General features: G+C 66.4%; 19 protein-coding genes and 1 pseudogene. 3 read left to right on the top strand and 17 right to left on the bottom strand.

What is annotated here, in order from left to right; genetic code table 11:
* Positions 1–91: 91 nt before the first annotated feature.
* The gene (locus U8330_RS07835; protein WP_323104617.1) at positions 92–1,324 is read right to left on the bottom strand and encodes an ABC transporter substrate-binding protein; all 1,233 of its coding nucleotides are present in this window, start codon (positions 1,322–1,324) and stop codon (positions 92–94) included.
* A 440-nt stretch (positions 1,325–1,764) separates the two neighbouring features.
* On the opposite strand from U8330_RS07835, the gene U8330_RS07830 reads away from it, so the two are divergent.
* Positions 1,765–2,799 (top strand): LacI family transcriptional regulator, encoded by a 1,035-nt coding sequence (locus U8330_RS07830; protein WP_323104616.1) that lies wholly within the window; start codon positions 1,765–1,767, stop codon positions 2,797–2,799.
* Positions 2,800–2,882: 83 nt separating this feature from the next.
* On the opposite strand, the gene gndA is transcribed toward U8330_RS07830, so the two are convergent.
* On the bottom strand, positions 2,883–4,322 hold the full coding sequence (gene gndA / locus U8330_RS07825; RefSeq protein ID WP_323104614.1) for an NADP-dependent phosphogluconate dehydrogenase: 1,440 nt from the start codon (positions 4,320–4,322) through the stop codon (positions 2,883–2,885).
* Between the two features lie 274 nt (positions 4,323–4,596).
* Between gndA and U8330_RS07820 the strand changes: the two genes are divergently transcribed.
* Positions 4,597–5,001 carry an SRPBCC family protein gene (locus U8330_RS07820; protein ID WP_323104613.1) on the top strand — a complete coding sequence of 135 codons (405 nt, stop codon included), beginning with the start codon at positions 4,597–4,599 and terminating at the stop codon, positions 4,999–5,001.
* A gap of 133 nt (positions 5,002–5,134) precedes the next feature.
* Here U8330_RS07820 and U8330_RS07815 read toward each other — a convergent pair whose 3' ends face one another.
* From U8330_RS07815 to U8330_RS07755, 13 genes and pseudogenes are all read right to left on the bottom strand, one after another.
* Positions 5,135–5,845: a PAS domain-containing protein gene (locus U8330_RS07815; RefSeq protein WP_323104612.1), complete on the bottom strand. Its 711-nt coding sequence runs from the start codon at positions 5,843–5,845 to the stop codon at positions 5,135–5,137.
* Positions 5,846–6,099: 254 nt separating this feature from the next.
* Positions 6,100–7,047, bottom strand: a complete 948-nt coding sequence (locus U8330_RS07810; protein ID WP_323104611.1) for a lipid A biosynthesis lauroyl acyltransferase — start codon at positions 7,045–7,047, stop codon at positions 6,100–6,102.
* Between the two features lie 4 nt (positions 7,048–7,051).
* Positions 7,052–8,080: a zinc-binding dehydrogenase gene (locus U8330_RS07805; protein WP_323104610.1), complete on the bottom strand. Its 1,029-nt coding sequence runs from the start codon at positions 8,078–8,080 to the stop codon at positions 7,052–7,054.
* A gap of 91 nt (positions 8,081–8,171) precedes the next feature.
* Positions 8,172–9,455 carry a beta-ketoacyl-ACP synthase gene (locus U8330_RS07800; RefSeq protein WP_323104609.1) on the bottom strand — a complete coding sequence of 428 codons (1,284 nt, stop codon included), beginning with the start codon at positions 9,453–9,455 and terminating at the stop codon, positions 8,172–8,174.
* Positions 9,452–10,657, bottom strand: a complete 1,206-nt coding sequence (locus U8330_RS07795) for a beta-ketoacyl-ACP synthase (RefSeq protein WP_323104608.1) — start codon at positions 10,655–10,657, stop codon at positions 9,452–9,454. The genes U8330_RS07800 and U8330_RS07795 overlap by 4 nt, the downstream gene beginning before the upstream one ends.
* Positions 10,654–11,145, bottom strand: coding sequence for a 3-hydroxyacyl-ACP dehydratase FabZ family protein (locus tag U8330_RS07790; protein ID WP_323104607.1), 492 nt, complete (start codon positions 11,143–11,145; stop codon positions 10,654–10,656). Before U8330_RS07790 ends, U8330_RS07795 begins: the two co-directional genes overlap by 4 nt.
* 196 nt (positions 11,146–11,341) lie before the next feature.
* Complete coding sequence (locus U8330_RS07785; RefSeq protein WP_323104606.1) at positions 11,342–11,620, bottom strand: acyl carrier protein; 279 nt, start codon at positions 11,618–11,620, stop codon at positions 11,342–11,344.
* Between the two features lie 108 nt (positions 11,621–11,728).
* Positions 11,729–12,157: a L,D-transpeptidase gene (locus U8330_RS07780; protein WP_323104605.1), complete on the bottom strand. Its 429-nt coding sequence runs from the start codon at positions 12,155–12,157 to the stop codon at positions 11,729–11,731.
* Positions 12,158–12,271: 114 nt separating this feature from the next.
* Positions 12,272–13,243, bottom strand: coding sequence for an adenosylcobinamide-phosphate synthase CbiB (gene cbiB, locus U8330_RS07775; RefSeq protein WP_323104604.1), 972 nt, complete (start codon positions 13,241–13,243; stop codon positions 12,272–12,274).
* 2 nt (positions 13,244–13,245) lie between these two features.
* Positions 13,246–14,259, bottom strand: coding sequence for a threonine-phosphate decarboxylase CobD (cobD, locus tag U8330_RS07770; protein WP_323104603.1), 1,014 nt, complete (start codon positions 14,257–14,259; stop codon positions 13,246–13,248).
* A gap of 2 nt (positions 14,260–14,261) precedes the next feature.
* Positions 14,262–15,566 (bottom strand): cobyrinate a,c-diamide synthase, encoded by a 1,305-nt coding sequence (locus U8330_RS07765; protein ID WP_323104602.1) that lies wholly within the window; start codon positions 15,564–15,566, stop codon positions 14,262–14,264.
* Positions 15,563–16,402 carry a uroporphyrinogen-III C-methyltransferase gene (cobA, locus tag U8330_RS07760; RefSeq protein WP_323104601.1) on the bottom strand — a complete coding sequence of 280 codons (840 nt, stop codon included), beginning with the start codon at positions 16,400–16,402 and terminating at the stop codon, positions 15,563–15,565. Before cobA ends, U8330_RS07765 begins: the two co-directional genes overlap by 4 nt.
* Positions 16,403–16,749: 347 nt before the next feature.
* A pseudogene (locus tag U8330_RS07755) lies at positions 16,750–17,130 on the bottom strand (cobalamin biosynthesis protein); the annotation flags it as partial.
* Positions 17,131–17,441: 311 nt separating this feature from the next.
* Between U8330_RS07755 and U8330_RS07750 the strand changes: the two are divergent.
* Positions 17,442–18,227 carry a TSUP family transporter gene (locus U8330_RS07750; protein ID WP_323104600.1) on the top strand — a complete coding sequence of 262 codons (786 nt, stop codon included), beginning with the start codon at positions 17,442–17,444 and terminating at the stop codon, positions 18,225–18,227.
* 106 nt (positions 18,228–18,333) lie between these two features.
* Here U8330_RS07750 and cobO read toward each other — a convergent pair whose 3' ends face one another.
* Together cobO and cobN are read right to left on the bottom strand one after the other, a co-directional pair.
* Positions 18,334–19,017 (bottom strand): cob(I)yrinic acid a,c-diamide adenosyltransferase, encoded by a 684-nt coding sequence (cobO, locus tag U8330_RS07745; RefSeq protein WP_323104599.1) that lies wholly within the window; start codon positions 19,015–19,017, stop codon positions 18,334–18,336.
* Positions 19,018–19,051: 34 nt separating this feature from the next.
* Positions 19,052–22,810, bottom strand: coding sequence for a cobaltochelatase subunit CobN (cobN, locus tag U8330_RS07740; RefSeq protein ID WP_323104598.1), 3,759 nt, complete (start codon positions 22,808–22,810; stop codon positions 19,052–19,054).
* Positions 22,811–23,092: the final 282 nt, after the last annotated feature.

Below are 23,092 nucleotides of genomic sequence, written 5' to 3'. Positions count from 1 at the left end.
CAAAAGGCCGGCGCCAAGAGGAGCGGATGCGGGCGTGAGGCGATCGGTCCGGCGCCGACCAGAAGGCCGGCGCCGGACCGGGGTCAGACCGTCATTCGGCCGAGGCGATGATGTCCGCGAAGCGCGCACGCGCATCTTCGACCGGCATGGAGCCGGCGAAGAATTCCGAGAACAGGTCTTCCTTCTGCTTCTGGATATCGGCCGAGAGCAGCTCGTCGGTGCTCTTGGTGACATTGCCCTTGGCGAGGATGGCGAGACCCTTCTTCATGCAGTCGTTCGCCGCATCGAGATTGACGTCGCCGCGCACCGGCAGCGAGCCCTTCTTCAGGTTGAAGGCAACCTGCGTGTCGGGGTTCAGCAGCGTGGACGCGAGAACCTCCTGGGCCTTCGCCTTCTCCTCGTCCTTCAGGAGCGGGAAGTAGAAGGCGTCACCTCCGGTCGAGATAAACTCGTTGACGCCGAGACCGGGAAGGCAGGAATAGTCGGTGCCGGCCTTCTGGTTGGCGAGCTGGAATTCGCCCTGCGCCCAGTCGCCCATGATCTGGCCGCCGGCCTTGCCGGTGATGACGAGGTTGGTCGCCTGGTTCCAGTCCTGGACATTGGAACCCTTGGCCATCTTGCGGGCATCATCCGCGGCCTTCCAGATCTTGGCCATGCCCTCGCCGCCGATCGTGTCGGCATCCTTGTCGCCATAGACCTTCAGATAGAGATCCTTGCCGCCGAGCGCGATGACGAGCACGTCGAAGAGACCGGCGGATTGCCAGGCCTGGCCGCCAAGCGCCAGCGGAATGATGCCGGCTTTCTCCAGCGCCGGGGCAGCGGCAACGAACTCGTCCCAGTTCTTCGGCACGGCGACGCCGGCCTTCTCGAACGCGCCGTTCGACAGCCACAGCCACTGCCAGGAGTGGATGTTGACCGGGGCACAGTAGATCTTGCCCTCGATCGTGCAGGACTCGAGCAGGCTTGCCGGACGGATCTTGTCCTTCCATCCCTCCTTGGTCGCGACATCGGTCAGATCCCGCATCAGCCCGGCCTGCACAAGCTCCTCCGCCTGGCGGCCATGGTTGAACTGGGTGGCACCCATCGGGTCGCCGCCGGTGATACGGCTGATCATGATCGGGCGGGCGGTGCCGCCCGAGCCGGCGATCGCGCCATCGACCCATTTGTTGCCGGTGGCATCGAAGGCCTTGGCTAATTCCGCAACCGCGGCCGCCTCGCCGCCGGACGTCCACCAATGCGTTACTTCCAGATCGGTCGCCTTGGCGGCCGCAAACGGCAGAGCCACGCTTGCCGCCATGACGGCAGCCAAAAGATGCAGTTTCATTGAGTTCCTCCCTCACTGTAACGTTGCCGGAGAAGCGTAGCGGATGTGGTTTTCCGTGGCAACGCCCTCCCTCTCAAATTTTGCTGAAAAGCCACTACGCACCTCATGCGTGCATTCTCGGTGGGCAGCGTGAGAGGTTCTCTCTGAGCGTTTGCGCTGCGAAACGTCGCTGAAAGCCCAATACCGGCCGCAATTTGGCCCAACGGTCCGCTTCCTGCTCAAGAAGGCCTTTGCTGCGGTCGCGAAGACACGATCCGTGCGTGCAAACTGTCGCATTGGTTGCGGTAGGAGGAAAACTGACAAATGCCAACACCGATTTTCCTGTATCGTTACAGTTTTTTTGGATTACACTCCTTTCGTTGGTCAGGGTGCGCTTTTGCCTCGAACATGCGAAGGTGCCGGTCCGAAAACGAGCGGTCGAGAATAGGGAGCAGTTGGGAATGGACGAGAAGGCTCGCAGCGGGGATGGTGCGGCGCTGGTCACGCGCGAGCGCCCAACGCTCAAGACGATCGCCTTCATGACGGGCCTTGGAATCACCACCGTGTCTCGGGCGCTGAAGGATGCACCGGATATCGGTGCCGAAACGAAGGAGCGGGTGCGGCTCGTCGCGCGGCAGATCGGCTACCAGCCGAACCGCGCCGGCGTGCGCCTGCGCACCGGCAAGACCAACGTGATCAGCCTTGTCCTGTCGCTGGAAGAGGAGGTGATGGGTCTCACGAGCCCGATCGTGATCGGCATTTCCGAGGTTTTGGCGTCAACGCCGTACCACCTCGTGGTTACCCCCTACAGCCCGTCGCGCGACGCGCTGGCGCCGGTGCGCTATGTGCTGGACACCGGTGCCGCCGACGGCGTGATCATTTCGCGCACGGAGCCGCGCGATGCGCGGGTGCAGATGATGATGGAGCGCAATTTTCCCTTCGCCACCCACGGGCGCACCGACATGGGACTGGTCCACCCCTTTCATGATTTCGACAATGAAGGTTTCGCCTATCAAGCCGTCCAAAAGCTCGTCGCCAAGGGGCGGCGGCGGCTGACCTTTCTCAGGCCGCCGGAGCATCTCACCTTCCACCGCCACATGCGTCGCGGTTTCGAACGGGCGGTCGACGACTTGAATGTCGAGGTCGTGCCCTTCGAAGGCGTCGATATCGACAATCGTCTGGTCGACATTCGCGGCGCCTTCGAGAGCCTGCTGGACCGCCCCTCGCCACCGGACGGCATCGTCTGCGGCAGCGGCGCCGGCGCCATCGCGCTGGTAGCCGCACTGGAAGCCAAGGGCCGCCGTCTTGGTCAGGACATCGACATGGTCTCGAAAGTGCCGAGCGATTTCCTCGGCTGGCTGCGGCCCGAGGTCATGACGCTGCGGGAGGACATTCGCTTGGCCGGCCACGAACTCGCCAAAGCCGTTCTGGCCCGCATCGCCGGCCGGCCAGCGGAGGAGCTGCAGAGCATCAGCGAGCCCATCCCCATGGCCTGACGCCCCTTTCGATCGCAGCCTCGATCATGGAAAAGGCCGCGCAGCCTGATCGCTGCGCGGCCTTCAGCAGTCAGGCGATCGTCTCAGGACCGTTCGGACACGAGGCCGCTGCCCCAGGGGCCGTGGTGGGAATCGGCGCCGTCGGTGCGGTCATAGCCGTGCGCCCCGAAATAGTCGCGCTGGGCCTGGATCATGTTCGCCGTGCCGCGGCCGCGGCGATAGCTGTCGAAATAGCCGAGCGCGGACGCGAGTGCCGGAACCGGCAGGCCGGCCAGCACGGCCGCGGAAACGACACGGCGCAACGCGCCATCCGTTTCCTTCACGGTCTTGGCGAAAGCCGGCGTAACGATCAGGTTTGCCGCATCCGGCGTTTCGGTGAAGGCCTGGGTGATCTCGTCGAGGAACTCGGATCGGATGATGCAGCCGGCGCGCCAGATTCGCGCGATGGTCGGCATGGGCAGGTTCCAGCTGAATTCCTTGGAGGCTGCCGAGAGAACCGCGAACCCTTGCGCATAGGCGCCGATCTTGGCGGCGAGCAGCGCGTTTTCGAGGTCGGCAATGAAGGCGGCCTTGTCGGACACGGCAAGCGCCGGCACGTCCGGCAGGCCGAGCGTGGTTTCGGCGGCCTCGCGCTCCGCCTTCATGGAGGAGAGGCTGCGCGCGGCGACGGCGGCCTCGATGCCCGTCGCAGGCACGCCCATATTCTGCGCTTCGATGACCGACCACTTGCCGGTGCCCTTCTGGCCGGCCTTGTCGAGGATCACGTCAACCAGCGGACCGCCGCCAATATCGTCCTTGGCCCGCAGAACGATTTCGGAGATCTCGATCAGGAAGGAATTCAGACGGCCCTTGTTCCAGCCGCCGAAGACATCGGCGATCTCGCTCGCCTGCATCTTCAGCCCGTCGCGCAGGATGCCGTAGATCTCGGCGATCATCTGCATGTCGGCATATTCGATGCCGTTGTGAATGGTCTTGACGAAGTGGCCGGCACCGTTTTCGCCGAGCCAGGCCACGCAAGGATCACCCTCATAGCGCGCGGCGATCGAGGTCAGCACCTTCTCGACGCGCTTCCAGCTCTCTTCCGTGCCGCCCACCATGATCGAGGGGCCGTGACGCGCGCCCTCCTCGCCGCCGGAGACGCCCATGCCGATGAAGGTCAGGCCGCTATCCTTCAGCGCCTCGAATCGGCGCATCGTATCGCGGAAATTGGCGTTGCCGGCGTCGATCATGATGTCATGCGCCTGCAGATAGGGCTTGAGCGTCTCCATCTGCTGATCGACCGCATCGCCGGCCTTGATCATGATGATGATCGGCCGCGGCGGCTTGATGGCGGCAACGAACTCCTCGATCGTCTTGCAAGGGATGACGCGGTCCTGCAAGTCGCCCGCTTCCTGGAAAAACTCGTCGGTGCGCTCGGTCGTCCGGTTGAAGACCGCGATCGTGTTGCCCTTCTCGGCAATGTTGAGCGCAAGATTCGATCCCATGACGCCAAGCCCGATAAGGCCGATTTCCGCCTGTGCCACCTGTAAAGCCTCCATTCGACGTGGTTGTCGGCGCGCCGCCCTCTCCTGGGTCGGGGCGCCATCGTTCTGACGGCACCCCCGGTAAGGGAGGGCTGCCGTTTCGCGAGAAGTTCTCGCACCGTCGCCTGGCAAGCACAAGCGCTTGTTGGCCGGCTCCGGATGGAATCCGGCGTGGCTGCAAGCCGCGCTCCACCCTGAAACGGAAAAGAACATTTGCAAAACAAACGCGCGGGCGGCAAGAAGCGCGGGAGAAGCCCATCCCGCGGAGCATGTCATGTCCACCCAGCAGGCCACGATCGTCCATGTCAGCATCGAGCGACCGGTTGCCCGGGTCTACGAGATCGCCCGCAATCCGAAGATCATGCCGCAATGGGCAACGGGGTTGGCGAGCGGGCTGATCGACAAGGGCGATCATTTCCTGGTCAAGGCGCCCTTCGGGACCGCCACGCTGCGCTTTGCGCCGCCAAACAGTTTCGGCATCCTCGACCATTGGGTCACCGTCGATGGCGGCGCCACCACCTACAATTCGATGCGTGTGGTCGCAAACGGCACCGGCACGGAGGTGATGTTCACTCTCCTGCGGACGCCGGACATGACGGATGAGGACTATGCCCGCGACGTCGCCTGGGTGCACGACGATCTGACCCGGCTGAAGACGCTGATCGAATCGTCCGTCTGACCGAGACAGCGGCGACGGTCCGCACGGGCTGCCGGGCTGACGGGCTGTTGGACTGTCGGACTGAAAAGGGCGCCACGCAGTCCCATCGCCGGGGGGCCTCCGGTGCCGGGTGCACTGGCACCACCGGCCGGCCTCAGGCCGCGATGGCGCGCCTGCGGTCGGCCATTTCCTGCACCACGACGATCGCGCCCAGGATCTTGCCGTTCGCGGAGCGGCAGGGCGTCATGCGGCAGCGAACGACGACGGTTCTGCCATCTGCCTGCTTGGAGAAGGTGTAATCCACATCCCGCCCGGAATAGCAGGCATCGAGATATGGCCTTACCCGCTCTTCAAACCGGGCAAATCCCATGAATTCGGCAACGTGCCGGCCGACCAGCCCCATCGGCGTCTGCCCCATGCGGTGGCAATGCAGGGCGTTGGCATAGAGATAGCGGTAATCGGGCGTGATCACGGTCACCCGGTCCGGCAGCGAGTTCAAAATCGCCTCGTTCAGCAACCCGTCATCGGCGTGAGCCGCAAGACGCCGCAGCGGAACAACACGCCGCTCCCCGCCTGCGCCAAGCGCGATCGACTCGTCGATCAGGTAGCGACGCGCGAGCAGACGCAGCGTCGAGCAATAGCGCAGCACGGTCGAGGAATCGTCCGCATCCTGCTGGAGAAGATCGAGCACCAGGCCGAACTGCAGCCGCGCCTCGGCCGTGCTCGCTGCCTGACGCTCGACGATCGTTTTCAGCAATGGATCGATCTCACGATCGAGATAATCGATCAGAAGATCGTCTCCAACAGAGACTGCATGCTGAAGTTGTGCATGCTTGGCCCAAAAGGAATCGATCAAAGCTTGCATCGTGTCGCTCCATCGCTACTCGGCGCAGTGCCTGGACTGTTAAATGTATAAATTAAAAAAGATACACGTCTTCATCGCATTGAAGAAAGAAAGAGACGGAAATTCATCCTCTCACGCTATTCTAAATCAGACCTTTCTTCAATGCAAAATATCGGATAGAGGCAGAAGAGCCCGAGGTTCCCGGCCGGACGCTTTGAACAGATTCGCGCTCCGAAGGCCAGCGCAACTACCTCAGGTCGCATGGAGAGGACGCATCAGGCCTCGCGGGCAAGCTTTCTCTTGATCGCCCAGCGATCGTGATACCAGAGCCACTGACCGGGATGCTCGCGCACCCAGCTCTCCACCTTGTCGTTCAGCATCTGCGCTGTCGCGTCGACATCCACCGCCCCGTCCGGCTTGCGCGGAATGGTCACCGCCGGTTCGAGCTCGAGACGGTAGCGGTTCCCGGGAAGGCGCACGCAGCGCGCCGGATAGACGGCGCAGCCGAACTGGCGCGTCAGCTTGGCAACCAGCGGATTGGTCTTGACCTTCTGGCCGAAGAACAGGGTGGAAAGGCCGCGGTTGAACTTCTGGTCCACCAGCACACCGACCCCGCCGCCACGCTCCAGCTGGCGCGCAAGCGCGAAGGACGAGCCGGCGTGGGACGGCACGAGAGTGCCCATGCGCTTGCGCCGAAACTCGAAGACCTTTTCAGCCATGTAGCGGTTGTTCGGCGGGCGGAAGAGAACGGTGACATCGAGCCCGAAGGCAGAGCCGGCAACGGGCAGCATTTCGAAATTGCCGCTATGGGCGGTAAAGACGATGAAGGGCTGGGGATTGTCGCGCAGCTCGGCGAAGACCGGAATGCCGGTAACCTCGACGCGGCCCGGGGTTTCGCGCGCGGGGTCGAAATCGAACAGCGTGTCGAGGAAGACATATTCGGCGGCCAGCCGGCCAATCGAACCCCAGCTTTCCATGGCGATCGCCGTGATCTCGCGCTCGTCCTTCTCGGGAAAGGCGTTGCGCAGATTGGTCAGCGTCAGGCGATGGCGACGCTTCAGAAATCGCGGGCCGATGAAGCGGGCGGCGCGGTCCATCAGGTTCAGCGCGGTATCGGCCGGCAGCAGCTTCAAAAGCGCCAGCGGCACGAAGGCAAGCTGCGCCACCAGCCATTCGCGCAGGCGCATGAAGAACAGGACAATCCGTGTCAGAAGCTGGCGCATCCGCTCACTCGATCATGAGCATGATCTTGCCGAAGACCTGCCGGCCTTCCATGCGCTCCAGCGCCTTGTCGATGTCGGAGAAACCGACCTGCGTGTCGATGACCGGATGAACCAGACCGCGCGCCATCTTCTGCATGGCATTCGCCATGTTTTCCATGCGGCAGCCGAAGGAGCCGATCAGACGCAGCTGCTGCTGGAACAGCATCATCAGGTTGATGTCGGTCGAGACGCCCGAGGTCGAGCCGCAGGTGACGAGCCGGCCGCCGCGCTTGAGGACGAACATCGAGCCCGCCCAGGTATCCTTGCCGACATGCTCGAAGACGACGTCGACGCCCTTCTTCTTGGTCAGCTTGCGCACAACCCCCTCGAAGCGGTCGGAGCGGTAGTTGATCACATGGTCGGCGCCGAGCGCCCTGGCCTTCTCGGTCTTGTCGTCGGAGCCAACGGTGGTGATGACCGTGCAGCCGATCTTCTTGGCGAGCTGGATCGCCGCCGTGCCGATACCGGAGCCGCCGGCATGGACGAGGATCGTCTCGCCGGGCTCGAGCCTGGCATTGTCGAAGAGCATGTGCTCCACCGTGCCGAAGGTGACCGGCGCCAGCGCCGCACCCACCGCATCGACGCCGGGCGGGGCCGGCACCAGCAGGCGGGCCGGGAGATTGACCTTCTCCTGCGCAAATCCATCGAGATGGAAGCCGTGCACGCCGGAGACGTTCTCGCACAGATTGTCGCGCTTCTCGCGGCAGGGCCGGCAAAGCCCGCAGGTTCGGGCACCGTAGATCGAGACCAACTGGCCGGGCAGGACAGTGGCGACGCCGGGGCCGATCGCCTCGACCACGCCGGAGGCCTCCGCGCCGATGACCAGGGGCATCTTGCGCTTGGCGAAAGCCATGCCGCGCCAGCCCCAAACATCGATATGGTTCAGCGCCACCGCCTTGACGCGCAGCGTCACCTCGCCGGCTGCGGGTGCCTCCGGCTCCGGCACATCGACGATCTCGAGCTTGCGATCCTCGATCAGTTGCAGAGAGCGCATGGCACGTCCTTTCCCATCACCGTCCCGTGCGATCGGCGATAGCCACGCACATTTTTAATACGTCTTGTCCCGGCCGCGCGGCGTCGCGCGGTCAGGCCGGCTCCGCCGTCATGACGAGGCTCGCATTCTGGCCGCCGAAGCCGAAGGAGTTGGACAGCACGGCCTTCACCGCAGCATCCCGCTTCACATTCGGCACCACGTCCAGCACGATCGCCGGATCCGGGTTCTGGTAGTTGATGGTCGGGGGCAGCGTGCCGGTCAGCATGGTCTGCAGCGAGAAGACCGCTTCGACCGCGCCGGCCGCCGTCAGCGTATGGCCGATCATCGACTTGTTGGAGGAGACCGGAATGCGCGCCAGCCGCTCGCCGAAGACGGCGGACATGGCCCCATATTCCATCTTGTCGTTCTCCGGCGTCGAGGTCCCGTGGGCATTGATATAGCCGATCCCGTCCTCGTCGATGCCGGCATCGGAAAGGGCTGCGCGAATGGTGGCAATGGCCGGGCCGCCATCCGGCGAGGAGCGGGTGCGGTGAAAGAGATCGGCCTTCTCGCCGCAGCCCTTCAAGATGCCGAGCACGGTCGCGCCGCGCGCCAGCGCCGCTTCGAGCGATTCCAGCACGAGGGTCGCCGCACCCTCGGCGATCACGAAGCCGTCGCGATCCTTGGTAAAGGGCTTGGATGCCTTTTCCGGCGGGTCGTTCTGCGTCGACAGGGCGGAAAGCAGCGAGAAGCGGATCAAGGCTTCGGCGCTGACCGACCCGTCGGTCGCCACCGTCAGCGCCCGGTCGGTGCGCCCCTGGCGAATCGCTTCGACGCCGAGCTGGATCGCCGTTGCGCCGGAGGCACAGGCGGTCGAGAGCGTGACCGGCAGGCCGCGCGTCCCGAACCGATCGGCCAGCCGTTCGGAAATGGCGCCGAACAGGCTTGCCTCGTGGAAGACAGGATCCGGGCGGACGCGCATGGCGGCCAGGAACCGATCATAGGCGTCGCCCGGGCGAACGGAGGGTCCTGCGCGATCGGCAAGCGCGAAGCGGGCGCTCCATTCCGGCTCGATCGGCGGGGCAGCAAGAAACAGCGGTCCGCCGAAATCGCCGCCGAGACCGGCCATCGACAGCGCCTCGAGCACGGTTTCGCGCGCCATCGCATAGGAGCGCTCGACCGCATTGTTGACGGGGACATCGAGAAAATCGACCGTGCCGGAAATGCGCGTCGAAAGCCCGTCGGTCGGGAAGCGGGTGATCTTGTGGATGCCGGACACGCCGCCGGTCAGCGCCGCCCAGTTGTCGGCAAGACCCTGGCCGAGCGAGGTCATGATGCCCATGCCTGTGACCGCGATCAGCGGACGGCCGAGATGATCCGTGGTCGCGCGGCTCATGCCCGCCCCTCCCCTGTCTCCTTGACGAGAACCGCAATGCCCTCGCCGCGCTGATGGCCGATGGTGGTGACGATCGCGCGTGTGGCGGGTTCACCCTGCGCGTCCTCCGTCGGATCGAAAGCCGGCACGCGGGCACTGGATTCGAGCGAAAGGGCGGCAAGGGCCAAGCCCAGCGGAAACTGCGCTTCGATGCCGTGGCCGGCAAAGCCCGCATAGCCGCGCACCGGCGCGCCGGGAAGCCTGCGGTCGAGATAGGCCTTTTCCCGCGCCGAGAGGGCGGAGAGCCCGCTGGCGCCGGAAAAGACGATCGTCCCTTCGCCAGTCAACCCTTCGGTCATGCGGTCGAGACGCGCTTCGAGCCGGCCCTCGTCACGGCTGCCGCGATCGCCCTCGATGGCGTCGATCGTGGCATAGATTCGCGCCTGGCGCGCCTCGGCATGGGCGCGCGATTCCAGCACCAGGAAGGCGCCGATCGAGCCGAGGATCACCCCGCCTCCCTCGCCATCGACGCGGGACCAGAGTGGCGACCATCGGCCGATGGCGTGACCGCCGATCGCTTCGATCAGCAGCACGATGTCCAGCCGCTCGGCCGACAGCGCGCCGCCGACAAGCGTATGAGTGGATTGGCCCGCCTTGATCCGGGCAAAGGCGGTTTCGACGGCGGAGATGCCGGCCGCTTCCTCGCCCATGAAGGTGCGGGAGGAGCCGGTGACCTTGTGAACGATCGAAATATTGCCGGCCAGCAGATTGGAGAGCTGGGCGAGGAAGAGGGTCGGCCGCAATTCCGTCGTCAATTTCTCATTCAGCAGCTGCTCGCGGTCGTTGCGCTTCAGCGCCTCGTCGACAATCAGGCTATCGACGGCGATGTCGCGTTCGCCGCCGCCAGCGGCAACGATCATGTCCATCGTGCCGCAAGCCTCGATATCGTCCTTCAGCCCGGCATCATCGAGGGCAAGCCCGGCCGAGAAAACGCCGAGCCGCTGCCAGTTTTCCATCTGCCGCTGGTCGCCGCGCTTGGGGATCTGGGCCGACCAGTCGATCGCCGGCAGCGGATGGATCGGATAGGGGGCGAAACGCTCGGTCTCGACCACCACCTCCGGCGCGGACGAGGCGGTCAGCAAGGAGCGATGCGGGGCAATGCCCACGCCCTGGGAGGTGACGATGCCGATGCCCGTGATGACGACGTCGTTTGCGGCTGTCATGCGCCTTCCCCTGCTCTGCCCGACGCGGCCATGGCCGCCATCAGCCCTACCTCTTCCGCCCGGCCCCGCACGATGGCGGCCAGCGGAACCTGGTCGAAGGGCATGGTCCTCAGCTTCAACTGTGCATCGGCGACGCGCTTGCCGGCCGAGGAAATCTTTGCCCTGGTCACGGCAAAGCCGGAGCCGTCATGTTCGAGATGCGCCTCGATGTCGAGCACGGCATTGGGCTCCACGAAGGAGCGCATCTTTGCGCCATCGACCGACATCAGGAAGGGCATGGCGGCGAAATTGGTGGCGGCCAGCACGAGGAAGCCGGAGGCCTGCGCCATGGTTTCGATCAGCAGCACGCCGGGCACCAGCGGATAGCCGGGAAAATGGCCTTCGAAGACCGGGCTTGCGGCCGGCACGACCGAGCGCGCCGACAAATGGCCGGCAGAAAGATCGACGGCGTCGACGCGATCGATCATCTGGAAATATTCAAGCAGCATGGCACAGACTTTCCCGGCAGCGATCCGGCTGGGCTGATCGCCGCATTGCCCCGGCGCCAAGCGCGGGCTTTCGCAAACGACCGAGGCGGCCAGGAAGCGCTGCCGCACGGGCCGCGCCGGTGCGGCGCCCCGTCAGTAGAAATGACGATGCCGCCTGTCAAGCGACGGCGGCATCGAAGGCATGGGTCGGTCCGGCTCAGGCCTTGGCGGCGCGCAGCGCGTCGATCTTGGCGCAGAGGTTCTTGAGAACGAAATATTCCTCGGTCGAAACCTTGCCCTCGTTCACATCCTGGGTCCACTGCTCCAGCGGAATCTTGATGCCGAATTCCTTGTCGATCGCGAAGACGATGTCGAGGAAGTCGAGGCTGTCGATGCCGAGGTCATCGATCGTGTGGCTTTCCGGCGTGATCGCCGCGCGGTCGATTTCGCTGGTTTCTGCGATGATGTCGGCGACCTTGTCGAATGTAGCTGTCACGCTGGACCTCGTCTTATCGGTGTTTTGCCAGAGCTATAGGTAAATGCTCGGCAAAAGCCAATGGTCCTTGAGGGCCCACAGCGATTTTCTCGGTAAGTCGATCCGCTCCTACTGCCCGATGACGATCCGCGTATTGGCCAGCCCGCTGCTCGCGGTCATGGCGAAGAACTCCGCGGCGTTGTCGGGGTGAAGCCGCACGCAGCCATGCGAGGCCGGGCTGCCGAGCCGCTTGAGATCGAAGGTGGCGTGGACCGCATAGCCGCCGTTGAAGAAGACGGCATAGGGCATCGGCGCATTGTCGTATTTTTTCGAATGATGATCGCGCGACAGCCACTTCGCGCTCCAGCTTCCCTGCGGCGTCACATAGCCGCGCCGTGCGGTTGACACCTTCCAGCGATAGCGCAGGACCCCGTCCTGCGTCACCGTCATTGTCTGGCTCGAAAGGCTGACCGTGGCGACGAGCATCGCCGCCTCTGCCTGTCTCGACCCGGCGAAAAGAGCCAGAAACCCGAGCGTGACCAAGATACCCCACCGCATAGCATCCCCCATCGCTGCAGCACCCGCCCCCGGGCGCATCCCGGCTGCAAGACTATCGGCAATCTATGAGGAAACCCTAAATTCGATCCCCCGCACGCAAGGTTTCGAGCGGCATCAGGCAAGCGCGAGGAAGGAAAGCGCGAGGACCGCGACAAGCGCCGAACTGCAGCTCGCATGGAAGATGGCGACGGCCTTCTTGATGTCCTCGACCCGCGCCTCGCCCCGACCGGCGGCATTCATCATCGGCTCGTCGACGACCTCGCCATTGTAGACACGCGGACCGGCGAGCTGGAGTCCGAGCGCGCCGGCCATGGCGGCCTCCGGCCAGCCGGAATTGGGCGATCGATGCAGGCCATGGTCGCTGAACGCCACCTTGAGCGCGCGCCATCCGGCCTTGCGGCCGCGCACCGGCAGCGCGCCGAGCGCGATCAGGCCGGCGGAGAGACGGGCGGCCGGCAGGTTGGCCACATCGTCCAGGCGCGCCGCTGCCCAGCCGAAAGCCAGGTACCGGGGTGTCTTGTGACCGATCATCGAATCGGCCGTGTTCAGCATCTTGTAGGCGAAGAGGCCGGGCAGCCCGCCCAGCGCATACCAGAAGGCCGGCGCGATGACGCCGTCCGAGAAGTTCTCGGCCAGGCTCTCGATCGCCGCCCGGCAAATGGCCGGTTGGTCGAGCGTTGCGGGATCGCGCCCGACGATCATCGACACCGCGCGCCGCCCCTCTTCCAGCCCGCCGTTCCAGAGAGCCTTGGACACGGCCAGCACGTGATCGGACAGGCTCTTCTGTGCAAGAAGCACCGCCACCACCACGATCTCCGCCAGTGCGCCGACAAAACCGAACGAGCGCAGCAGGACCTGGAGAAGGAGGCCGATCAGGATCGCGAGCAGCAAGGCGATGAGCAGCGCCACGACGCCGCGACTGCGGCGCGCGGCATCGCTCGCCGTCTCCTTGTTCAGCCGCCGATCCAAAAAGCCGATGACGGCGCCGAACAGCACGACCGGGTGCGGGAGGCGTCGCCAGAGCCAGTCCGGATCGCCGAGCAGCCGATCGAGGATCAGCGCGGCGGCAAGCAAGGCAAGTTGCATGGTCACGCTCCCGGTTTCGGCTGCCAGGCAGCCAGGGCCACTGCCAGCCGCGCGTCGCCGGCCTCATCCGGGCTCAGACCCAGGCGCAGCCAGCGGGGCGCATAGTCGAACCGGCGCGTGAGAATATGGCGCCGGCACAGGTGCTCGTGCAGCGCTGCCGCGCCGTCGAGCTCGATCAGGGCAAATAGGGCCGTTCCGCCTGCGATCGTCAAGCCTGCCGTCGTCAGCACGTGATGGAGACTCTCGTGCCGCTCCAGGATGCGGCTGCGGATCAGCTGGCTGGGTTGAGTGAACACCGCCTGCGCCACGGCAAGCGCAGGGCCGGAGACTGCCCAGGGCCCGAGCGCATCGCTGATTGCATGAAGGATTCGCTCCGGGCCAAGAACGAAGCCGAGCCGGATGCCCGCCAGCCCAAAGAATTTGCCGAAAGAGCGGAAGACGAGCAGGCCGGGATGACGCCCCGCGACGTCGGACAGGCTCTCCTGCGGCGCGACATCGGCAAAGGCCTCATCCACCACGAGCAGGCCGCCCCCCTCCGCGAGCCTCGCAGCCAGCGCCAGCAATGCCGCGCGGGGCAGCTGCCGCCCGGTCGGATTGTTCGGGTTGACGACGACGACCAGACCGGCCGTCTCCGGGATCGCCTCCAGCCCGCTGCAGGCAACGACCGGCAGGCCCGCCTCCGTCAGCACGCGGCGGTATTCGCCATAGGTCGGCTCGAGGATCGCCGCCGTGCCGCCAGCGGGCACCAGCCGTGGCAGATGCTGGATGGCCGCCTGGGTGCCCGGAACAGCCAGCGGCAGGCAAGCCTGCGCACCATAGAAGGCGGCCGCCGCCTGGCGCGTGGCCATGAGCAGATCGGCATCGGGCAGCCGGTGCCAGATCCGGGGCGCGAGGTCGGGAAGCTCCGGCGGCAGCGGGTTGAGCCCGGTCGACAGATCCAGCCAGTCTACGGGGTCGCCGCCGTAAAGGGCGGCTGCCGCAGCGACGCCGCCGCCATGGAGGATCGCAGACGCCATGGTCAGGCCTCGGCCCGGTCGATCAGATGCATGAAGGACCCGGCCACGGCACCCCGGCGCAAGCCCGCCGGCGGCAGGTCCGTGCCGGCGGCATCGGTCACCGCGAAAAGGCGGTCTGCCGCGCCTTCGCTGACGATGGTGGCGTAATGGAACTCGTGCCCCATCAACGGTGCATCGAAAGGGGCACCGCCGAGCGGCGTCAATCGGCGGTAGCCCAGGTGGCGCCGCCGTTCGGCAAAGCTGGTGGTGAGCGGCAGCAAGCCGAGCATGGCGTGGCGCGTGCCGTCCGCGCCAATCAGCCCTTCGCCGAGCGTCATGTAGCCCCCGCATTCGCCAAAGATCGCCGCACCGCGTGTGGCGGCCGCCTGCATGCCGGCGCGGAAGCGATCCGCAGCGGAGAGCCGGCCGGCATGAAGCTCCGGATAGCCGCCCGGCAGATAGACGGCATCGGCCCGCTCGTCCGGCGCCTCGTCGGCGAGCGGCGAGAAGGGCAGGATTTCCGCGCCCGCGCGGCGCCAGCCGGCCAGCACATGCTCGTAGGTAAAGGCAAAGGCGACATCGGCGGCGATCGCGATCCGCTGGCCGAGCGGCGGAAGCGGCAGATAATCGCCGAAATCGGCCAACGGCATGCGGGCCGCCGCGCCGAGCGCCAGCAGCGCCTCAAGATCGCAGCCGGCCGCAACCGCATCCGCGGCGCCATCGATGAAGCTCTCCAGCCCCGCATGTTCCCCCGCCTGCACGAGGCCCAGATGCCGCTCCGGCAGCGCCAGCGCCGCATTTCGGCCGATGATGCCGAGCACCGGAATGGCGATGGTGTCCAACGCAGCCCGCAGCATGGCCTCGTGACGGTCGCCACCGACCTTGTTGAGGATGACGCCCGCGACACGGATATCGGCGCGGAAGCTGCGATAGCCGCCGACGAGCGCGGCGACCGACTGCGCCATGCGGCCGCAATCGACGACGAGCACGACCGGCAGGCCAAGCGTGGCGGCGAGATCGGCGGCAGAACCGCTGCCGTCGCGGGCGCCGTCGAAGAGGCCCATCATCGCCTCGATCACCAGGATCTCTGCCGCAGCGCTCGCCCGCCGCGCCTGGGCGATCAGATGCGGCGGCGCCATGGCCCAGGGGTCGTAGTTCAGGCAGGCGCGGCCCGAGGCGGCACTGTGGAAGGCGGGATCGATGTAATCCGGCCCGGCCTTGCCGGGCGCCACAGTGACGCCGCGCCGGCGGAGCGCGCGCAGCAGCCCGAGCGTGATCGTCGTTTTCCCCGAGCCGGAAGACGGAGCTGCAATCAGGAGGCCGCTCATGCCGGATCCTTGAGTGCCGGGTGGAACGGTGTTTCGGCAGACAGGATGCGTCCTTCGAGCGCGCCCAGCCAATCGAGCGAGGCGCGCAGGCGAACGACCTCGCCCAGAACCACGATCGCCGGCGGCTCCAGCCCGGCTGCCCGCGCCGCCTCCGGCGCTTCGCCAAGCGTCGTTTCCAGAACCCGCTGGCTGCCGGTCGAGGCACCGCAAACGAAGGCGAGCGGCTCGTCCGCCCCCCGTCCTGCGGCCAGCAGATTGGCGGTGATCGTGCCGAGATGCTTCATGGCCATATACATGACGATTACCGGGGAGCCCTTGGCCACCGATGCCCAATCCACCCGGTCCGGCACGAGGCCGGAGGAATCATGGCCGGTGAGAAAGGTCACGACATGGGTCACGTCGCGATGCGTGACCGGGATGCCCGCATAGGCGAGGCCGCCGATACCGGCGGTAATGCCGGGGACGATGCGGAAGGGAATGCCGTGCTCGACGAGCGTCAGCGCCTCTTCCCCGCCCCGGCCGAACACCAGCGGATCGCCGCCCTTCAGCCGCAGCACCCGCTTGCCGGCCCGCGCCAGCTCCACCAGGCGGCGCGAGATATCGCGCTGCTTCGGCGAGGGCTTGCCACCCCGCTTCCCCGCAAATTCGAGCACCGCGCCGGGCCGCGCGAAGGACAGGCAGGCCGCATCGACCAGCGCGTCATGGACGATCACATCCGCCTGCTGCAGCCCGTGCACGGCATGCAGCGTCAACAGCCCCGGATCGCCCGGCCCTGCCCCCACCAGCCACACACTGCCCGGCTGAAGAACCGGCAACCCCGCAAAGAGCCCCGCCATCACGAGACGAGCCCCGCGCTGTCTATCGTCTCGGCAAGAGCCGCAACACCCCCTCTGCCTGCCGGCATCTCCCCCACAAGGGGGGAGAGCGCTGGGGGCGCCGGTGTCGGCTGAACGTCGACATCGACACGGTCATGCGCCTCCGACCTGCCGAGCGCCTGCCCCGCGGTCTCTCCGCCCTTGTGGGGGAAATGGCCGGCAGGCCGAATGGGGTTTCTGCGGTGCGTTGGAGGGTCGACTGCTGGCAGATCAGGCGTTTGGCCAAAGGGAAGTGATTCGATGTCTGAACCTGCGGATTTGTTTTGGGAGGAGAACAGGCCAAGTTTTTGAACTTGCGCGTGATCGACCTGGGCGACCGCCGCGGTCGCATGACGGGAGCGCTGCTTCGGGACCACCAGCTGCGCGGTTGCGCCTCCGGCGGCAAGGGCGGCGGCTTCGGCGACGCCGTGGCAGCCGACATGGCGGAAGACGAGTTCCGAGGGGGTTGCGAGGCGCGGCGTTTCAGCCTCCAGCCTTGCCGCGGGAAAGGAGAGGAACAGGCACTGGAAATGGCGGGCGAGCGCCAGCAAGGCGGGTTCGCGTGCGCGCCCGTCGATCGAGACGATCGCCCGCAGGGGACCGGACGGGGCGGCGGACAGCGCCTCCTCGGCCAGAGCCAGGAGTTCGGCAAAGCCGGTTCCGCTTTCGCAGCCGAGGCCGAGCACGAGCCCGTCGTTCAGCATGGTCATGGCGTTTGTCCTCCCCCTCCGGCCCCATGGCTATGCGCCATGCCCTGTCGCTGCCGCGCCTGCGGACCGACCGGGGACGACACCCCGGGGGATCGAGACAGTTCCGGCCTGGCCCCGGATTCGGTCGGCCGCACCGGACGCACTGACAGCGCCGTCTTGCCTCCCTTGTAGGCCAGCCGCCTCGGCGGGGTCAAACCCGGGGCCGTCATCCGCCGTCGCAATTCGGGGTTCGTGCGGCGATGGTTCGGCAAGGCTTCCCTTTCCGGACGCGCTCTGCCACAAGCGGGCACCCCGCCGCATGAGCGCAGCCCGTGACCGATCTCGCCCTTCATCTCCTCGTCTTCCTGTTCGCTGCCGCCTTCCTCGCCGGCTTTATTGATTCGATTGCCGGCGGCGGCGGGATGATTACCATCCCCGCCATGCTGATCGCCGGCATTCCGCCGCTGGAAACGCTCGGCACCAACAAGCTGCAATCGCTGTTCGGCTCCGGCTCGGCGAGCATCGCCTATGCGCGCCACGGCCATGTCCGGCTGAGAGAGCAGCTGCCGATGGCGCTGCTCGCCTGCCTCGGCGCCATTCTCGGCGCGCTGGTGGCCACCATCGTTCCCGGCGCGGTGCTGCGCGCCGTCCTGCCGCTCCTCCTGATCGGCATCGCGCTCTACTTCGCGCTCAAGCCCAATGTCGCCGATGTCGACCGCCTGCAGCGCATCTCGCCCTTCGTCTTCGGCCTCACCGTGGTCCCGCTCATCGGCTTCTATGACGGCATCTTCGGTCCGGGCACCGGATCCTTCTTCATGCTGTCCTTCATCGCACTGGCCGGCTTCGGCGTGCTGAAGGCGACCGCGCATACCAAGTTCCTGAACTTCGGCTCCAATGTCGGCGGGTTCGCGGTATTCCTGGCCTATGGAGTGGTACTCTGGAAGGTGGGGCTGACGATGGGCGTCGGCCAGTTCCTCGGCGCACAGCTCGGCTCCGGCTTCGCGATGAAGCGCGGCGCCAAGGTCATCAAGCCGCTCTTGGTCGTCACCTGCATCGCGCTCGCCATCCGGCTGCTCGCCGACCCCAGCCACCCCATCCGCCTGTGGATGGGGTTCTAGAGCATGTCCGCCTCAGCGCGGCCCTTTCGGCGCCGCACGATGCGGGACGAACAAGACGCTTGGCTCCTCCTCGACGATCCCGTGATCATCGAAGACGCGCCAGGGATCAATATTCCACGCCCTTCTGAGCCTTGATGCCGGAGCGGAACGGATGCTTGATCAGCTCCATCTCGGTCACCAGATCGGCGATCTCGATCAGTTCCTCGCGGGCATTGCGGCCGGTCAGCACCACATGCGTCATCGGCGGCTTCTCCTCCTGAAGGAAGCGCACGACCTCGCCCATGTCGAGATAGTCATATCGCAGGGCGATGTTGATTTCATCCAGGAGCACCATGGAGTTGCGCGGATCGCGGATCAGGGTCTTGGAAACCTCCCAGGCCTTCTGCGCCATGGCAACATCGCGGGCCCGGTCCTGCGTGTCCCAGGTAAATCCCTCGCCCAGAGTGTAGAACTGGCAGAGATCGGGAAAATTCCGTTCAATTAGGGTGCGCTCCCCGGTCTCCCACGCGCCCTTGATGAACTGTACCACGGCCGAAGGCATGCCATAGGCGATGTGGCGGAAGATCATGCCGAAGCCGGCGGTGGACTTGCCCTTGCCCTTGCCGGTGTGGACGATGATCAGGCCCTTCTCGCCCGTCTTGGTCGCCATGATCTTTTCGCGCGCCGTCTTCTTCTTCGCCATCTTCATGGCGTGGCGGGCGTCGTCCGGCGCAAGGCCCTCCGCGGCCTGCTGCTGTGCCCCTTCCGGCTGCGCGCCGGATGTCGGCTCCCTGTCGGTGATGTCGCTCATCGTCCCTCTTCCCATCGTCCTTCGTCGCCTGCCGTCAGGAGGCCAGTTTCTGCTGTCCCGCCTCGCTCAGATCGAAGCGTGCGGAGTTGGAGCGCGGCCGCCAGAGCCCCCGATCAATGGCGCGGATCAGCGTCTGCGTCATCTCGCGGAATGCGGCCGGATTGTGCTGCTCCATGAAGCGGCGCACCGTCTCGTCGGCCACATAGGCATTGTAGACCGCCTCGAAGTGGGCATCGCGGACCGCGCCGGTGGTGGCGGCGAAGGCGTAGAGATAATCGACCGTTGCGGCGATCTCGAAGGCGCCCTTGTAGCCATGCCGCATCATGCCGGCGATCCATTTCGGATTGACGGCGCGTGCGCGCACCACCCGCGCCAGCTCCTCCTCCAGCGAGCGGATCACCGGCCGCTCGGGACGGGAGTGGTCGTTGTGGTAGGCGGCGGGCCGGGCGCCTGTCAGGGCCAGCACCGCCGTGCTCATGCCGCCCTCGAACTGGTAGTAGTCGTCGCTGTCGAGCAGGTCGTGTTCGCGGTTGTCCTGGTTCTGCACCACGGCCTGAACGGTGGACAGGCGCGCTTCGAACAGGTCGCGCTCGCGCTTGCCGTCCTCGCCCGCCCCATAGGCATAGCCGCCCCATGTGAGATAGGCATCGGCCAGCTCGCCGGTCTCTTCCCAGGCATCGCTGTCGATCAGCGCCTGCAGCCCCGCGCCATAGGCGCCCGGCTTGGCCCCGAACACGCGGTAGGAGGCTCGGCGTTCCGCCAGCGTTGCCGGCACGCCCTTCTCCGTCATCGCTGCCACCTCGCGGCGGATGCGGGCGGCGATCGCATTGTCCGCATCCTCCTCGTCCAGCGCGCCGATGGCCCTTACCGCACTGTCGAAAAGCGCGATCTGGTCGGGGAAGGCATCGCGGAAAAAGCCGGAGACACGCAAGGTCACATCGACGCGCGGACGGTCCAGAACCGCCAGCGGCACGATCTCGTAGCCGGTGACGCGGCGCGACATCGGATCCCAGAGCGGCTTGGCCCCGATCAGGGCCAGAGCCTGAGCCAGATCGTCGCCGCCGGTGCGCATATTGGCCGTTCCCCAGGCCGTCAGCCCGATCGAGGTCGGCCACTCGCCATGGTCCTGCAGATAGCGGCGGATCAGAAGCTCGGCCGACTTGCAGCCGAGCTCGAAGGCGGCCGGCGTCGGAACCGCGCGGCTGTCGACCGAGTAGAAGTTTCGGCCGGTCGGCAGCACATCCGGCCGTCCGCGGGTCGGCGCGCCGGAAGGGCCGGGCGGCACGAAGCGCCCGTCGAGCCCGTCCATCAGCGCCCGGATCTCGGCCGCGCCGCAAGCGACGATGGCCGGCTTCAGCCGCGTTTCGACCATGTCCAGCACGGCACGCGTCGCGCTCCAGCCATCGGGACAGGCAATCGCGCCCGCAACGAGCCCTGACGCCAGACGCTCGATCCGCTCCACCGTGTCGCCGGCACTGCGCCAGGGCGCGTCGTCCACGCTCTCCAACGCGGGCGGTCGAGCACCCGACCAGAGGTCGGACGGGTCGCAGTCGAGCGGGTCGAAGGGATTCCCATTCAAGTCCGCGAGGCCGGCATCGCGGGCGATGGCGCGCTGCAGGCTGGCGTCACCGCCCTCGCCCGCACCACGCGGCACACGGGCAAGCGAGACGGTCAGATCGGTCAGCAGCCGGCCGGTCGGCGATATGCCGAAGATGTGCAGACCGTCGCGAATCTGCATCTCCTTCAGGTCGCAGAGGTAGGCATCGAGCTTTTTCAGCGCCTCCGTTTCGCCGTCGCCTGCGGCGATCCCGGCATCGGCATCGAGCCCGATGTCGCGCACCAAGTCGAGGATTTGGCGGGAAAGCAGCCGCAGGCGGCGCGGATCGCCGCCGGCCGCGTCGTAATATTCATCGACCAGCGCCTCCAGGTCCTTCAAGGCACCGTAGCTTTCGGCCCTTGTCAGCGGCGGCGTCAGATGGTCGACGATGACGGCGCTGGTGCGGCGCTTGGCCTGGGTGCCCTCGCCGGGATCGTTGACGATAAACGGATAGAGATGCGGCACAGGACCGAGGATCGCCTCCGGATAGCAGAGTTCGGAAAGCGCCAGCGCCTTGCCCGGCAGCCATTCGAGATTGCCGTGCTTGCCCATGTGGACGATGGCGGACGCCCGGAACACGCGGCGCAGGAAGGCGTAGACCGCCAGATAGCCATGCGGCGGCACGAGATCCGGCGAATGATAGGTCTCCTTCGGGTCGATCTCATAGCCGCGCGCGGGTTGGATTCCGACCATGACGGCGCCGAAGCGGGCAAGCGGCAGGGCGAAGGCGCCATCGTGGAAGAAGGGATCGGCCTCCGGCGCGCCCCAGCGGGCCGCGATCTCATCTTGAATCTGAAGGGGAAGGCTGGCGAGGAAGTCCCTGTAGTCGTTGAGGGAAAGCTTTTCCCGCACCACGCGGCCGTCGCGCGCGGCATTGGTCGGCCCTTCCATCAGGTGCGTGATCAGGGCATCGCCGCTTTCCGGCAGGTCGGCGACGGGGTAGCCGGCGGCCTCAAGGGCGCGCAGCACTTCAAGCGTGCCGGCCGGCGTGTCGAGCCCGACGCCGTTGCCGAGCCGGCCATCGCGGTTGGGATAGTTTGCCAGCACCAGCGCGATCCGCCGATCCTTGGCCTTCATGCGCCGCAGCTGCGCCCAGTTGGCGGCAAGCGCGGCGACGAAGGCGATGCGGTCGGCCCGCGGCTGATGGCCGACCAGCGTCGCATCGACGTTCGGATCATGCCGGGCCGGCGCCTTGAAGGAGATGGCGCGGGCGAGGATGCGGCCGTCCACCTCCGGCAGGGCGACGTTCATGGCCAGGTCGCGGGCCATCAGCCCCTGGCTGGAAGCCTGCCACTGCGTCTCCGTCGAGGCGGAAAGCACCAGCTGAAGCACCGGCGCTCCGGTCATCTCCAGCACCGTGCCGCTCTTGCCCGAGCCCGGGGCCGAAACGGCAAAGCCGGTGGCATTCAGCACGATATCGGGTGGCGACTGGCTGAACAGCGCCTCCACCGTTCCGATCGCCGGCGGGTCCTTGAGGCTCGACACGAAGATCGGCAGGACCCGCAGCCCTTCGGCCTCGAGCCCTTCGATCAGCGCGTCGATCGCCTTCGTCTCGCCGCTCTGGACGAGCGCACGATAGAAGCAGACGGCGGAAAGCGGCCGCTCCGACCCGCCGGAAAGGGCCTGCCAACGCGCGGCGTCGATCACGCCCTCGCCCGGCCACCAGATGCCGGCCTTGAGCAACGGCACCGCCGCCCCCGGCCGCTCCGCGCCCGTCACGAGCGCCCCGGCGAAGGCGAGCAGCCGCGCCATGTTCTCCGCCCCGCCCTCGCTGAAATAGGCGAGCATCGCCGCCCGGTCCTCGGCAGAAACCGTCGAGACGGCGTCGAGCCCCGGATCGGGCTTGTCGTAGCCGGGCAGAACCGCAATCGGGATGCGATGGGCAACAGCGGTGGCATGAAGGGCTTCCAGCAGATAGGGGAAATAGCTGGCGCCGCCGAGCGCCCGCACGAGGATCAACCGCGCATGACGCGCCGTCCGCTCCACATAGGCATCGACCGACATCGGGTGCTTCAGCGACAGAAGGCTCGCCACCCGCAGGGTGAGGCCGGTCGTCACGCCGGCTTGCGCGGCGGTGAGTGCCGAAAGCTCCGTATCCGCGGCAGAGAGGAAGAGAATGTCGCCCGGCGACTGGCCGAGATCCACCGCCTCCTCCCCATCCGCAATCGTCCCCTTCTGGGCAAGCAAGAGATGCATGGATCAGGCTTTCAGGCTGCAGGAATGGCGGACGGGACGAGGCAGGGCAAAGTGGCAGAGTCCCCCTCTGGCCTGCCGGCCATCTCCCCCACAAGGGAGGAGAGACCGGGGGGTGGGACCGTCGCTTCCTTTCGGGCGGAGGGGGTTCTGGCCGCCTGCGCGCGTCTGGGTCAAAATCTCGATCGCGCGCGCGCGCCGACCTCGACGCTTCAGGCCTGGCCCTGCCGGCGCCCCCAGCGCTCTCCCCCCTCGTGGGGGAGATGCCGGCAGGCAGAGGGGGTG

It is taken from the genome of Rhizobium sp. CC-YZS058 (genome assembly GCF_034720595.1).
Classification (GTDB): Bacteria; Pseudomonadota; Alphaproteobacteria; order Rhizobiales; family Rhizobiaceae; genus Ferranicluibacter.
The sequence above is the reverse complement of the archived record's forward strand: the minus strand, read 5'-3'. Positions and strand labels throughout refer to the sequence as shown.

Excerpts from the sequence above, each read along its gene's own strand:
- U8330_RS07835 (WP_323104617.1), bottom strand. The coding sequence starts at position 1,324 with ATGAAACTGCATCTTTTGGCTGCCGTCATGGCGGCAAGCGTGGCTCTG.
- U8330_RS07830 (WP_323104616.1), top strand. The coding sequence starts at position 1,765 with ATGGACGAGAAGGCTCGCAGCGGGGATGGTGCGGCGCTGGTCACGCGC.
- U8330_RS07820 (WP_323104613.1), top strand. The coding sequence starts at position 4,597 with ATGTCCACCCAGCAGGCCACGATCGTCCATGTCAGCATCGAGCGACCG.
- U8330_RS07815 (WP_323104612.1), bottom strand. The coding sequence starts at position 5,845 with ATGCAAGCTTTGATCGATTCCTTTTGGGCCAAGCATGCACAACTTCAG.
- U8330_RS07810 (WP_323104611.1), bottom strand. The coding sequence starts at position 7,047 with ATGCGCCAGCTTCTGACACGGATTGTCCTGTTCTTCATGCGCCTGCGC.
- U8330_RS07805 (WP_323104610.1), bottom strand. The coding sequence starts at position 8,080 with ATGCGCTCTCTGCAACTGATCGAGGATCGCAAGCTCGAGATCGTCGAT.
- U8330_RS07800 (WP_323104609.1), bottom strand. The coding sequence starts at position 9,455 with ATGAGCCGCGCGACCACGGATCATCTCGGCCGTCCGCTGATCGCGGTC.
- U8330_RS07795 (WP_323104608.1), bottom strand. The coding sequence starts at position 10,657 with ATGACAGCCGCAAACGACGTCGTCATCACGGGCATCGGCATCGTCACC.
- U8330_RS07790 (WP_323104607.1), bottom strand. The coding sequence starts at position 11,145 with ATGCTGCTTGAATATTTCCAGATGATCGATCGCGTCGACGCCGTCGAT.
- U8330_RS07780 (WP_323104605.1), bottom strand. The coding sequence starts at position 12,157 with ATGCGGTGGGGTATCTTGGTCACGCTCGGGTTTCTGGCTCTTTTCGCC.
- cbiB (WP_323104604.1), bottom strand. The coding sequence starts at position 13,243 with ATGCAACTTGCCTTGCTTGCCGCCGCGCTGATCCTCGATCGGCTGCTC.
- cobD (WP_323104603.1), bottom strand. The coding sequence starts at position 14,259 with ATGGCGTCTGCGATCCTCCATGGCGGCGGCGTCGCTGCGGCAGCCGCC.
- U8330_RS07765 (WP_323104602.1), bottom strand. The coding sequence starts at position 15,566 with ATGAGCGGCCTCCTGATTGCAGCTCCGTCTTCCGGCTCGGGGAAAACG.
- cobA (WP_323104601.1), bottom strand. The coding sequence starts at position 16,402 with ATGGCGGGGCTCTTTGCGGGGTTGCCGGTTCTTCAGCCGGGCAGTGTG.
- cobO (WP_323104599.1), bottom strand. The coding sequence starts at position 19,017 with ATGAGCGACATCACCGACAGGGAGCCGACATCCGGCGCGCAGCCGGAA.
- cobN (WP_323104598.1), bottom strand. The coding sequence starts at position 22,810 with ATGCATCTCTTGCTTGCCCAGAAGGGGACGATTGCGGATGGGGAGGAG.